The 12,934-nt window shown below is 60.6% G+C and carries 11 protein-coding genes; 2 read left to right on the plus strand and 9 right to left on the minus strand.

All coding sequences use genetic code 11. From position 1 onward, the window contains the following. Nucleotides 1–129: 129 nt before the first annotated feature. Complete coding sequence (locus B5526_RS15305; protein ID WP_079539208.1) at nucleotides 130–2,691, minus strand: ATP-binding protein; 2,562 nt, start codon at nucleotides 2,689–2,691, stop codon at nucleotides 130–132. Between the two features lie 534 nt (nucleotides 2,692–3,225). Between B5526_RS15305 and B5526_RS15310 the strand changes: the two genes are divergently transcribed. Further along, complete coding sequence (locus tag B5526_RS15310) at nucleotides 3,226–3,960, plus strand: response regulator (RefSeq protein WP_079539210.1); 735 nt, start codon at nucleotides 3,226–3,228, stop codon at nucleotides 3,958–3,960. Between the two features lie 528 nt (nucleotides 3,961–4,488). Here the strand turns inward: B5526_RS15310 and B5526_RS15315 are convergent. The 3 genes from B5526_RS15315 to B5526_RS15325 all read right to left on the minus strand — a co-directional run bounded on the left by B5526_RS15315 (nucleotide 4,489) and on the right by B5526_RS15325 (nucleotide 6,789). Continuing rightward, complete coding sequence (locus B5526_RS15315) at nucleotides 4,489–5,598, minus strand: alkene reductase (protein WP_079539211.1); 1,110 nt, start codon at nucleotides 5,596–5,598, stop codon at nucleotides 4,489–4,491. A gap of 118 nt (nucleotides 5,599–5,716) precedes the next feature. Further along, nucleotides 5,717–6,391 carry a peroxiredoxin-like family protein gene (locus tag B5526_RS15320; protein ID WP_079539213.1) on the minus strand — a complete coding sequence of 225 codons (675 nt, stop codon included), beginning with the start codon at nucleotides 6,389–6,391 and terminating at the stop codon, nucleotides 5,717–5,719. 134 nt (nucleotides 6,392–6,525) lie between these two features. Continuing rightward, nucleotides 6,526–6,789 carry a hypothetical protein gene (locus tag B5526_RS15325; protein WP_079539214.1) on the minus strand — a complete coding sequence of 88 codons (264 nt, stop codon included), beginning with the start codon at nucleotides 6,787–6,789 and terminating at the stop codon, nucleotides 6,526–6,528. 342 nt (nucleotides 6,790–7,131) lie between these two features. On the opposite strand from B5526_RS15325, the gene B5526_RS15330 reads away from it, so the two are divergent. Beyond that, nucleotides 7,132–8,322, plus strand: a complete 1,191-nt coding sequence (locus B5526_RS15330) for an MFS transporter (protein WP_079539216.1) — start codon at nucleotides 7,132–7,134, stop codon at nucleotides 8,320–8,322. 106 nt (nucleotides 8,323–8,428) lie between these two features. Here the strand turns inward: B5526_RS15330 and B5526_RS15335 are convergent, their stop codons facing one another. From B5526_RS15335 to B5526_RS15355, 5 genes are all read right to left on the minus strand, one after another. Further along, entirely contained in the window at nucleotides 8,429–9,310 is an 882-nt protein-coding gene (locus B5526_RS15335; RefSeq protein WP_079539218.1) for a LysR family transcriptional regulator, read from the minus strand. A 366-nt stretch (nucleotides 9,311–9,676) separates the two neighbouring features. Further along, nucleotides 9,677–10,081, minus strand: a complete 405-nt coding sequence (locus tag B5526_RS15340) for a hypothetical protein (protein ID WP_079539220.1) — start codon at nucleotides 10,079–10,081, stop codon at nucleotides 9,677–9,679. A gap of 130 nt (nucleotides 10,082–10,211) precedes the next feature. Next, nucleotides 10,212–11,045 carry a hypothetical protein gene (locus B5526_RS15345; RefSeq protein ID WP_079539221.1) on the minus strand — a complete coding sequence of 278 codons (834 nt, stop codon included), beginning with the start codon at nucleotides 11,043–11,045 and terminating at the stop codon, nucleotides 10,212–10,214. An 18-nt stretch (nucleotides 11,046–11,063) separates the two neighbouring features. Continuing rightward, complete coding sequence (locus tag B5526_RS15350) at nucleotides 11,064–12,119, minus strand: SDR family oxidoreductase (protein ID WP_079539223.1); 1,056 nt, start codon at nucleotides 12,117–12,119, stop codon at nucleotides 11,064–11,066. A gap of 40 nt (nucleotides 12,120–12,159) precedes the next feature. After that, nucleotides 12,160–12,909: an SDR family NAD(P)-dependent oxidoreductase gene (locus B5526_RS15355; protein ID WP_079545018.1), complete on the minus strand. Its 750-nt coding sequence runs from the start codon at nucleotides 12,907–12,909 to the stop codon at nucleotides 12,160–12,162. Nucleotides 12,910–12,934: the final 25 nt, after the last annotated feature.

Raw genomic sequence — 12,934 nt, forward strand, 5'->3', positions numbered from 1 at the left:
CGAACGTCCGCTTTGCGCCGGAAGCGGCCGTTCCTATTGATGCTGGAACGATGTCTGCGTACAGCATCACCGTGCGTACTTAGCGACGACGAGGCAAGCACGAGGAGGCAAAGGCGGGCCACGAGGATCTTACGCCTCGTGCAGGATTGACCGCAGACGCCGCGCCAAGTCTGCGAGGCGGAACGGTTTGTCAATGATCGGAAACTCGTCTACCGCTCCATGTCGCTCCAGCACGTCCCCCGCGTAGCCTGAGGTGAGTAGGATCTTGATGCCCTTGCTCAGCCGCCTTGCTTCGCGGGCAAGCTCAACACCGTTCATTCCGTTTGGCATCACGACGTCGCTAAACAAGAGATCGATTTCCTGGCCACTCTTGAAAATCTGGATAGCTTCCGCACCATTCCGGGCACAAAGAACCCGATAGCCGAGCGCGGTTAGATTTGCCGATGTGACTTTCAGGAGATCCTCATTGTCATCAACCACGAGGATTCGCTCCGAGCCTCCCGGGATGGCCTGCTTTTGGATAGCTTCCACCTCGGCATCAGGCTCTTGCGTAGCTTTGGGCAGGTACAGGGCGACCGTTGTTCCGGCGCCGGGCGCGCTTTCGACAGCAACGTACCCCCCGGATTGTCGGACAAAGCCATAGACCATGCTGAGACCGAGCCCGGTACCCTTGCCGACCTCCTTGGTTGTGAAGAAGGGCTCAAAAACCCGATCCCGTATTTCGGGAGGCATCCCGCAGCCGGTGTCCGTGACGGACACCTTTACATACGATCCGGGCAAGCACTCGGCCACGGCTCCCTTATCCAGCACGACGTTCCGCGTCTCGATCTTGAGTACGCCGCCGTCCGGCATGGCATCGCGCCCGTTCAGGGCCAGGTTGAGGAGAGCGGTCTCCAGCAGTGACTGGTCGACGTGGCACAGCCAGAGTGGCCCATCGGTCAGCAGCTGGACCTCGCATGCTCCTCCGACTGCCTGGCGGATGAGCCCCTGGAATTCAGAAATCAGCTCGTTTGCGTTGACCAGTGTTGGACTCAGTCTCTGCCGCCGCGAAAAGGCGAGAAGCTGCGACGTTAACTTTGCTCCCCGATCAGCGGCACGCCGTGCAGCCGTGACGAACTGACGGACCCTGCCATTATCCGCAGCTTCCTCGATGAGTTCGAGGTTCCCGGAGACCACCATCAGCAGGTTGTTGAAATCGTGCGCGATGCCGCCCGTGAGCTGGCCGACCGACTCCATCTTCTGGCTCTGGTGAAGCTGCTCCTGCATGAGGCGGCGCGCTTCCACGGCGTGCTTATGCTCGGTGATGTCTCGGAAGTAGACCGCCAGGCCTTCACTGGAGGGGAACGCATTGAACGCGTACCAGACACCGCGGCGAGGACATTGCGCTTCGAACGAGGCCGGGCGCTGGTCCGACATGGCTTCTCGAAGTTGGCTGAAAATCTCGGTGTCGGCGGCATCCTCGAAGGCTTCCCATAGTTTCGCACCGATCGGATCGGGCCGTCCGGCTATCAGCGTCCAGGCCCGCCCATTAAGGTAGCTGACGCGCCAGTCTCGATCGACGATGGCCACGCTGTCGGTCGTGCTCTCAAAGATCGTCGTGATCCGAGCTGCGGCTTCCTCGGCTCTCTCCTTCGCCTCGGACAATTCTTGTTCGCGGTGCTCCAGCGCATCGGCCATGGTGTTGAACGCGTCGGCGACCCGCGCGATTTCGGATTTTCCACGGATGTCCACGCGACGGGCATATTCGCCGAGCCGCCACTGGTTCGCGGCGTCGACCAATTGGCCAAGCGGGCGATGGATGAACTGCCGGGCGCCCAACGATGTCAAAACTAACACGAGCGAGGTGCTCAGGGCGATCAGGAGGATGCCGCGTTGCGTGCGATTTTGGATCTCAGTGAAGGCCCGCGCCTTGTCGATGCCAAAGCTGACGACAAGTCCCCCGGAATCAGCCCGCAAGGCCGAGTAGCCTTCGATCCGCTCCACGCCATCGATGTCGAGGATATCGACCGCGCCGCGGTCATCCATTTTCAGGTATTTGTCACCGGGCATCTTTGTGCCGACGAACCGGTCGTTATCGGGGTAGCGGGCGAGATAAGTGCCGTTGCGGTCCGTGATGGCGAGCGCGGCTCCTTCCGGAACACCCTTTCGAGCGATGTAGTCGGCGAGCCAATCGAGGCCAAGACCCGCCACAATGACGCCGGCCATGCGGCCATCGTCGCCGTAGAACGGCAACGCAAACTGAACGATGTTCCGGTCGGTTGCCAGACCTTTCGAGTATTCTCCTACCGTGAATTGGCCGGTCTTCACAATGTTGGCAAAGTAGCGCCGCGCAGCGATGTTGATTGGCCGATGGTCGCTGTTCGTGTTGCAGAAGGACCGGCCATTCAAGTCGGTGACGAGAAACCTGATGAACGCCGGAAATCGCTGCTGTATCGCAGCCAAGTAAGCATCGCATGCCTGGCTGTCCCTCGCTTTTATCGACGGCAGTTCCGACATTGCGATCAGGACCTGACGAATTCCCTGGACGATCTGCTGCTGTTCTGCCGCGGCGAGCTTGGCCAGGCTGAGCGCCTGATTCTGCACTTCGACTTGGCGCGCGCGGCGCAGGTCGAATTCATTGTGCACTTGGATCGCAATCGCAGGAAGTAGCGCGACAGCCACCAACACGAACAGGCGCGATAAGAGGGTCACTTCTCAGCTGGCCCTGATCCTGTACCGTTCGCCCGTCCGGCTGCTGAAGGCGTCTCGATCGACGGTGAAGCGCTCACGACAATGCGCCCGTCATTCATCCCGCCGGCCGTGATACGAGCGTCGGGCAGGCGTGGTTCTAAACTGATCTGTCCCATGTCAAAACTCTATGCCGTCGGCCGCAGAAGATGTAGGGGCTCGTGTTGCGGGTCGGTGCCAATAGCGAAAAACTTGGTTACGATCGTAACACGTCTAGGATTTGAGACCGGCGGAAAGCTGATACCATAACGTCGAAGGCCCAGCGCCGGTGCCTTCTCGCAGGCAGTGCCGCCGAATTGACGACCTTTTAACCCGACCTTGCGCAGCGCTGCAGCGCTGCGCTCATGCGGCACGGGCTGAATTTTGAAATCCAAAATTCATTTCAACTACCGGCAAACCCCCATGATCGATGGACAACCGAATGTTTGTTTGAGCCGCGTTCGGTTGTCCGAGCCCTTGGCCGGCGAACAGTCAGCTATCGAAATTAGGAGCGGAGGAATGCCCGGCGAACCCGACGAGGTGGGCCACATACTTGTGGTCGATGACGACGCGATGGTGCGGCAGACGATCACCAATTATTTGGAGGAACACAATGTGCCGGCGGCTTCCGTGTCGTCCCGGCAGGACTTGAGCCGCCATCTCAAAAAGGCGCATCCTAGCCTGATCCTTCTCGATCTGCGGCTCGGCCAAGAGGACGGCCTGGAAGTCTTGAAAGAGATCAGGTCCCATTCACACGTTCCTATCATCATCATGACAGGCCACAGCCGAGAGGAGGTGGACCGCATTGTGGGTCTCGAACTCGGTGCGGACGACTACTTAGCAAAGCCGTTCGGCCTCAGGGAAATGCTGGCGCGTGTCCGCGCCGTCTTGCGGCGACACGAAATGGGCCGCGCAGCGCCAGCCCGCGACCCGGAGAGAGGCGGGTACCGGTTTAACGGCTGGTCGCTTGAACGTCGCACCCGTCGCCTCGTCAATCCGGACGGCGCGCCGGTCTTGCTGACCAAAAGCGAATATGCCTTGCTGCTCGCGTTTCTCGAAGCGCCGCAACGGCCGCTCACGCGGGAGATGCTTCTTCAAGCAACGCGAGTCCACGAGGACATTTTCGACCGAAGCATTGATGTCCAGGTTTTGCGTCTGCGACGCAAGCTCGGGATCGACCCGAAAGCGCCACGTGTAATTGAGACGGAGCGCGGCGTTGGCTATATCTTTACGGCCATAGTCGAGCCGTTTTGAACAGTCATCGCCGAAGTCGTCGAAACCGACCGACAACGAAACTTGCTGGCGGAACTTGGATGTGAGGTTATCCAGGGATTTCGCCACGCGCCAGCGCTATCGCCCTCCGCCTTCGGGCGTTGGCTGCTTGACCATAGTGCCAAGCGCGCGAGTGCGATGCTTAGACGCGTTGGTCGATCCCCTCTCCCAGCTGCCAGGCGCCGACGCTTCTCCTCGCGTCTCCTCCACGAAGCACTTGGTTAACACTTTCCGCGCTCGGCGCCCTCGAAGTCAGCTGGTGGCGCCCAGACGACGAGATCATTCGTCGCATGTCCGCTTTGCGCCAGAAGTGGTCAGTCGGAATTCGCTTGGGGGTGGCGGAGATGGTCTGTCTTGGCGCGCATCTTCGGCCACGGCGTCGCACCAAAAGGCGAGCGTGGTGTTCTCTCTGGCTGAATATCTGGCCGCTGGTTGTCCCTTTCAGCTAGGGCAAAATATGCGACCAACGTCGCGCGCCATCCTCTGGCGCGCCACAGCTTTCGTCGAGAATTAGACCGCCGCCGGCGCCATGTCGGCGTGCGCCGGATAATCGATGTAGCCTCGCCCGTCGCCGCCATAGAACGTCGAACGGTCGTAGCGGGTCAAAGGCAGGTTGCGTCGCAACCGTTCGGGCAGGTCAGGATTGGAGATGAAGTGGCGGCCGAAGGCGACGAGGTCGGCGTCGCCCGACGCGACGATTGCCGTAGCACTCACACTCGTGAAACCGCCCGCCGCGATCAGTGTGCGGCGAAATTTTCGCCTCAGATGCTGGGCTGCGATCGGAGCCTGGCCCTTGACGATCTCCTCGATGCCCTTGATACGCGGCTCGACCACGTGGAGGTAGGCGATGCCAAGTCGATCGAGCTCGGTCGCGACGTAGCCAAAGGTCGCGGCCGGGTCGCTGTCCGACATCGATCCGTAGGTGCCGCTCGGCGCGATACGGACGCCCACGCGATCGGCACCCCAGACGGAAATCGCAGCCTGCGTCACCTCAAGCAAGAATCGCGCGCGGTTTTCGATTGAGCCGCCATATTCGTCCGTGCGTTTGTTGGTGCCGTCCTGCAGGAACTGATCGGGCAGATAGCCGTTCGCGCCATGGATCTCCACGCCGTCGAAGCCAGCCCGCAGTGCGCGCTCGGCGCCAACGCGGAACTCCTCGATGATGCCAGGAATCTCTTCAAGCGTAAGCGCACGCGGCATCGAGAACGGTACTTCACCCTGCCTGGTATAGGCATAGCCTTCTGCCGTGATCGCGGACGGCGCGACCGGCGGCTCGCCATTCGGCTGCAGATCGGTGTGTGACTGACGGCCGACATGCCACAGTTGCAAGAAGATCCGGCCGCCCTTGGCATGAACCGCATCGGTGACGCGGCGCCATCCTTCGATCTGACGATCCGAATAGATGCCGGGCGCGCCGGCGTAGCCGTAACCGCGGATCGAAACCGGCGTCGCCTCGGAAATGATCAGGCCACCCTTCGATGCGCGCTGGGAATAATACTCGACCATCAGGTCGCTCGGAATGTCGCCTGGATCGGACCGCATCCGCGTCAGCGGCGCCATCACGACACGGTGGGAGAGTTGATAGGGTCCAATTTTGCCCGGCGAGAACAGAGTGCTCATGGTTGTCTCCTTCAGGTTTGGATGACGACGGCCGATGGTCGCTGGACGTAGCGCCCCATCAGCCGTCTCTTGAGAAGCGCGATGGGATCGCAGTCGCGCTTCCGGTTTTTTGCCGTTGTCAGGCCTTGACGGCGGCAGCCCGCTGCAGCACCGGAATCATGTCTTCGGGCTCGGGCCTGTGGGTGTAGTCGGGGTTCACTTCGGAGTAGAGGATCGTGCCATCCTGGCCGATCACGTAGCGGGCCGGCATCGGCAGGGTCCAACCCGGATCGTCGTTGAACGTCGGCAGATCGTTCTTGAGGCTCTTGTAGAGCTCGATCAGATAGTCGGGCAGCTCGAAGCGCAGGCCAAATGCGGCGCCGACCTTGCCTTTTGCATCCGACAGGATCGGGAAGGTGAGCTTGTTCTGACGCACCGACTTGCGGCTGTTCGGCGCGGTCTGCGGCGAGATTGCGAGCAGCGAGGCTCCATACCTGTCGAACGCCGGCTTGGCGGCCTCCAGCGCCTGCAATTCCATGTTACAGTAGGGACACCAGACGCCGCGATAGAAGCTGACGACGAGCGGGCCGTTCTTCAAAATCTCATCCGAGCTGACGATGTTCCCCTCGGGATCCGTCAGCGAGAAGGACGGAGCCACGTCGCCGGCTTTCTTGGCGCGCTGCGCAGCGCCGGAAGCGATAAGCTCAGCGGTGGCGCGGTGCATCGTCTCGATCACGGAACGAGGAACGCTGTAGGGCGGCTTGCCGGCTTCGAAATCGACCTTGAAAGTATCGAGTTTGGCTTGCAGTGACATGGCGGTTCTCCTTGAGGTTTTCGCGTGAACTTGTGGATCGAGGTCACGCGAAGAACCTAAAGGAGGCCGCCGAGACGGCTAGCGAGGCCGTTGGACTAGGCTCTATTCCACTCGGGAATAGTGGCGCATCAGGTTCAGCAACCACGACAGATGATCAGCTTACGATCGAGTTCTGCATCGAAAACCTGTTGCTCTCGCTCCCACGCCGACAGGACCTCGTTCTGGGGGACGTCGGCTCTTGTAGGTTGCCGATGACCGATCGGCGCGAGCCAGGGCGAGTGCGAGGTCAGGCTGTTCTGATCGGACGCTGCAGCAGGCGAAAGCAGGCCGAACAGGGCAACGCCGGCAACGACCGCTGCGGCAACGCTCGTCAAACGATTCTTAGTTGAGTTGGACATGGTGTGACACTCCTTCTCGCGGGCTCGGGATGAGCAACTCCGCTTCGGGTGTCACCTTACTGATCGAGCAGAGACGCTGAATGCCGGCAGGTATCGAAGAGATGCTTGTTCGTCTCATCAACCGCCGCTGATAGAGCTCACTTGCAGAGCCCTCTGGTCGCGTCGGCCAGATGTGCGGCATTCCTGGTAACGATAAGTCTTATTCGCGCGCGATGGCTACATCGCATTGACTTCACCTCCAATGTCGAGCCGCAAGCCCGTCGCTCGGAAGCTCCGAACGATCAAAACGAGGAGTGTGACGTGACGAACATCGCCATCCCATCGATAAAGCCTGCCCTTGACATGAATCCTTATCCAGAGGAGATGCCATCCTGGTTGACGATGCTGTTTGCGATCGCATCCGGGCTGCTTGCGGCGAACGTCTACTACTCACAGCCAATCGCCGAATTAATCGCAACCTCTCTCGGCCTTTCTCCCTCGGCGACAGGCCTCATCGTCGCTTTCACGCAGGCAGGATTCGGGATTGGTCTGTTCTTGATCGTTCCGCTCGGTGATCTGATGGAGAATCGTCGACTCGTTCTTGCGCTGATTGGCTTCACCGCCCTTGCGCTCTTGACCATCGCCACCTCGACTGCGCCGACGGTGTATCTCGCTTCGGCACTTCTGGTCGGGCTGGGATCCGTCGCTGTACAGGTTCTTATCCCATTCGCGGCCCACATGGCTCCGGAGCGTGTTCGTGGGCGGGTGGTGGGCAACGTGATGAGCGGCTTGATGATTGGCATCATGCTCGCGCGGCCGGCATCGAGCTTCGCGACGCAGGCCATGTCGTGGCATGCGGTGTTCTACGTCTCGGGCGGAGGCATGTTTGCCTTGGCGCTCGCGTTGGCCTTGGCGCTGCCGAAGCGGCAGCCGGCAGTGACGATCTCCTATCTCTCGCTCCTGAAATCAATGGGCCGCCTTGCGCTCACAACGCCCGCCCTTCAGCGGCGGGCACTTTACCAGGCTTGTCTATTTGGGGCGTTTAGCCTGTTTTGGACGACCGTGCCGCTGCTGCTCACGGGGTCTGCCTTCCACATGTCACAGGGTCAGGTGGCACTCTTCGCGCTGGTTGGCGGTGCCGGCGCAATCGCGGCGCCGCTCGCGGGGCGCGCCGCGGACAGAGGATGGACCGAGCCCGCCACAGCCTTCGCCATTCTCTGTGTTGCGGCCGCGATTTTGATCACTCGATTTGCTGCCGCAGGATCTTCTTTCGGAATCCCGCTTCTGATCGCGGCGGCGATCCTGTTGGATTTTGGGATGACGGCCAACCTTACGCTCGGCCAGCGTGCGATCTTTGTGCTGGGGGCCGAATACCGTAGCCGACTAAATGGACTTTATATGTCGGCGTTCTTCGCCGGAGGCGCGGTCGGTTCGACGCTGGGTGGCTTGGCTTATGCGCTCGGCGGCTGGAGTCTCGCTTCGTGGATCGGATTTGCGCTCCCGATGCTGGCGCTTGCTTTCTTTCTGATGGACTGGATTCGTGCTCGCGCGTAGCCTCACGATGCGAATGTTCAAAACATCGGCGATGAGGCGAGCTGGCCCGCCGCCTTGTCACTTGCTGATGGACGCGCCGCCTGGCTTTGGGCGAATGTTCTGGGCGTCACGGATTGAAGCTGCGTTCGAAGAAATCGACAAAAGCCCGCGTTTTCGCTGTCGCGGCACGCCCGGTCGGAAACACGGCCCACAGATCAAGCGGTGGAAGGCTCCACTCCGACAGCACCGCGCTCACCGCACCCGAGCGCAGTTCCGGGGTAAACATCCACTCCGACGCAATGGTCAACCCGACATGAGCGAGCACCGCGGCTCTGACGCCTTCAGCAGCTGTCACTTTCAATCTGCTCTGAACCTTGACCGCAGCTTCAGAGCTGTCGCGCTGAAACGCCCAGACGCTGCCTTCTCCCTGCAGATAGACCACGGCCTGATGCTTGCTGAGATCGGCCGGGGTTGCCGGCGTGCCGGCACGATCGAAGTAGCAGGGCGTACCCAAGACCAATCGCTTGCATCGTCCGATGCGCCGAGCCGTCAGGGCCGAATCCAGTAGCTTTCCCATCCGCAGCGCTACATCGATACCCTCCTGCACGAGATCAATCTGGCGGTCGTCAAGCACGACTTCCAGGTCGAGGTCCGGATGTTGCGCGAGGAACTTCGGCAGCAAGGGAATGAGATGAATGCTGGCAAAGGTGACGGCTGCGCAGATTCGCAATCGTCCCTTCAGCCCGGTGCCGGCGCCGCGTGCGGCAAGTTCCGCTTCGTCGGCCTCCTCGATCGCGCGCTTGGCACGTTCGAAATAGCCGAGCCCGGCTTCGGTCGGCGTAAGTCCGCGTGTCGAGCGCGTGAGCAGCTTGACCCCTAGATAGTTTTCCAGCTGAGCAACCGTCTTCGAAACCGCCGGTTGACCGATCCGAAGCTGCCGCGCTGCACCTGAGAAAGATCCCGTCTCGACCACGCGGATGAAGGTCTCCATCGAAGCCAGGCGATCCATCGTTGTTCTCCCCTATTCTCTCTGGGAATGAGCGATATTGCCGGGTCCTGTCTGCCACGGCAGCGGAAAATTGGCGATGTCTTCTTGCGACCCAAGCGGGGTGCCTGGGCAGACGGAGACGACCGATGACCCTGAACCACCGATTTCATGCCGACCGCCCAGCCGCTTCCCGCAACGGGCCGCGAACAAGAGCTCTCGCGGCTCATGCAGTCCAGGCGCTCAGCGCGGCCACAGCCGATGCCCTGTATGCCTACGCGGTGACCGGCAGCGCTTTCGCAACCCTGATGGCGCTGGTCGCACCGCATTTGGACGTTTTCTTGCGTTGCCTCTTCCACGGGAAGGGATAGGCCCGGAGCCTCCGATCTGTCAGCCCCGTCCGGACAAAAACGGGAGCTGATACAAGCGGCCGGTTGCATCGAGGTCCTCGACTTTCCATTCGCCGCCAATACCCTGGATCATCCACCTCAGGAACGCCCAGAGATCGGTATCAACGTCTTCTTCGCTTAGGGGCTCCAGCGCGTCGACGAGCGCATAGACTTCGAGCCCGTCGGGAAAAGGCTCTCCGCTGCGACCGACGAACACGAGCGAATAGATCGCTCCGGAGGGTCCGCGGAAATAGCCAGATTTGGACAGGCCGTTGGTATCGAGCGAAAAGCGCCGAATGAAGAATTCCCGAAATTCCGAGTAATGGCCGACGCGATCTTCCGCAAGCACGAGCGCGCTTCTTTTCCCGTCGAGGCTGGGCCTTTCGATGACTTCGACCTCGGTCATGGCTTGCTCCCGTCAATACGGTCGAGGAAGTCGTTGATCTTCTCCGCGATCTCGGCTCCCGAGTCCTCCTGAAGGACCGCACGGGCGCTGCATCGAGCTTCATCGCTCTTCTCCTTAGAAACCGCTCAGCTCATGGAAAGAAAATCACGGCCTGGCCATTCAGGCGAGGCAGCCTCGCAACTGCACCGAGGCAATCTCCAGTCTCGAAATCGAAAGCGACGACTTCGTCTTGAGCCACACAATAGAGCCGGGCATGCGGCCCGAAGCGCAAACCCCGCGGCTTCCGAAACCGCACGCCATATTTTGGAACAAGCACCCGTGCGAGACGCCCGTCAGCGTGGTCATATTCGCGGATCGTCGTCACCGCATTTGCTGCACCGAATGGATGCTCGCTGCTAACGACGATATTGCCGCTTGGCGCGATCGTAAGGTCAAGCGGACTGAGTTCGGGGTCTCTCACCTTCCATGATGGCAGCATCCGGCGATCGGAATCGAACGCCAGAATGGTGTTATCGCCTTCTCCGCCCGGTCCGATGCCGGAGGCGAGAAAGAGCCTACCATCATGCCCAAATGCAAAGCCGCGCGGGAACGGAACGACATGGGGCGGCAAGATGTATTCGCCTGCACTGTCGAGCTTTCGGGCGAAGGCCATGATCGTTCGCTCGCTGCGGAGGCCGACATAATATCTGCCGTCCGGCCCAAAATTTCCGCCGCCCGGATTCAATCCGACGATGCTTCTGCTCGCGTGCACCGCACGTCCGTTGCGGTCCAGCGCGAGAATCCGATTTAAGCCGCTGTTGACGAAGAGCAATCTGTCGACGGGGTCGATCCCGAGCCCACGAGGATCGGCGATTCGCGGATCGTCGCCGAAGACGCCAATCGGCCTGCCGTCGTCAGCGAAAGCGAGAACTTTTCCGTAGCCGGCGCCGTTCACACCGGTTGCACTTGTGACTAGGAGCGTCATGTCAGTCTCGGCACATATTCAAGGCAAGATCTTTTGACGCTTCAGGCTATCAACGGCCGCGATCAGCGACTTCGCGGAGTCCATCCTCTCGGCAAATCCGAACTCGTAGATCTTGTTGACGTTCGAGATGACGTCCGACTCGGTGTGGAAGATGAAATCGCCAAACGGCCACCCGACGAGTTTGGACAGATCCGGTTGCACCAAACCGTGCCGTTCAGCAATCCTCTTCCAGACCGGACCCTTGTCAGCCATATGCTGCGCAAGCTTCAATGGGACCGGCGGCGCCACTTCGAGACCGAGATGCCGGGCGATATCCTCCCACATCCTTTCCCAACGAAAGACGTCGCCGTTGGTGATATTGAAGGCCTCGCCTGAGGCCTTCTCCTCTGTTGCCGCCCACGCGCTTGCCCTCGCAAGCAGGCCCGCATCAGTGAACTGAACAAGTTGTTGGTACGCCTTGTCAGTGCCCGGAAATCGCATCGGGATACCCAGTTCGCGTGAAACCTCCGCAAAGACACCAACCACCAGCGCGATATTCATCGGATTGCCAAAGATATCTCCCACCACGACGTCTGGAATGAGCGCAACATTGTCCCAACTGGCCTTCGATGCGCGCGCTCTGAGTTGCGCCCGCTGTGAGAGGTAGATGTTGGGCGGCATATGCGGCGGATCGCTTTCTCTGGCTGGCGTCCTCACATTGGCGCCGAGATGAATGCCGTAGATCTTAAATCCCTCGTAACTGACGACCCGCCTAAGCGGCGCCCCCAATGTGTTGAGGCCGTCCAACAGGTTTCCAAGCATCTGGCCATTTCGCTCGGCTTCAACGGACAGGTTGGGATCCGGACTCAGGGCCGCGTAAAACAGATGCGTGGTGTCATTGGCGGGCCTGAGGGAGGCTGCGATCGCGTCGCGATTGGTGAGATCGACGGTGATCGTCTCGAGCCCGCTGATCGGCTGGCGCGCAAGCGCACGCACCCTCCAGCCCTGCCGTTTCAATTCCATCGCCACCGGGTGGCCGACGATGCCGCTGCCGCCGGCGACGAGGGCGACCCGCCGCGTATCGCTGTTCGTCATATCGAGCCTCCTGGTTACAAGCCAAAATCCGTTCGCACACTCAAAGCGCGCTCAATCCGCCATCGACGACGAGGTCGGCGCCGGCAACGTAGCTGCTCTCGTCGGAAGCTAGGAACAGCGCTGCGGCAGCAATCTCCTCGGGGCGGCCAAGGCGGTTGAGCGGAGTGGCGGCCCTAAAGTTCGCCCTTATCGCGTCAGCGCCTTCTTTCGTTGCCGCCTGCGCGTCGATGATGGGCGTGTCAATCGCGCCGGGGCTGATCGCGTTGACACGAATGCCACGATCCTTGAGTTCCGCCGTCCACGTGCGCACAAACGAACGAACGCTGGCCTTGGTTGCGCTGTACGTGGTGTAGAGCGGAATGCCCTTGAACGCGGCGATCGATGAAATCAGGATAATCGCGCCGCCATCGCGGAAGAGAGGAAGTGCCTTTTGGACCGTGAAGAGAAGTCCGCGCACGTTGGTGCCAAAGGTCTTGTCGAAATTCTCTTCCGTCGCGTCGACGAGTGGCTGCGGATCGATGAAGCCCGCGTTTGCAACCAGGATATCGATCTTTCCCTTCTCTTCCCTGATTCTCCCATAGAGCTGATCGAGATCACCGAGGTCCCGCACGTCTCCGCGAACAGGCGCGACGGCGTCTCCAATGAGAGCAGCGGCCATGTCGAGGTCGTTCTGCCGGCGGCCGGTGAGATACACGAACGCACCTTCCTTCACAAACCGCTGCGCCGTCGCAAGTCCGAGGCCGCTGCTGCCGCCTGTTATCACCGCCACTTTACCCTGCAATCTGGGCATCATTCTCTTCCTTCCCGATTCAGGC

Origin of the sequence: Bradyrhizobium lablabi (assembly GCF_900141755.1) — a bacterium.
Lineage (GTDB): Bacteria > Pseudomonadota > Alphaproteobacteria > Rhizobiales > Xanthobacteraceae > Bradyrhizobium > Bradyrhizobium lablabi_A.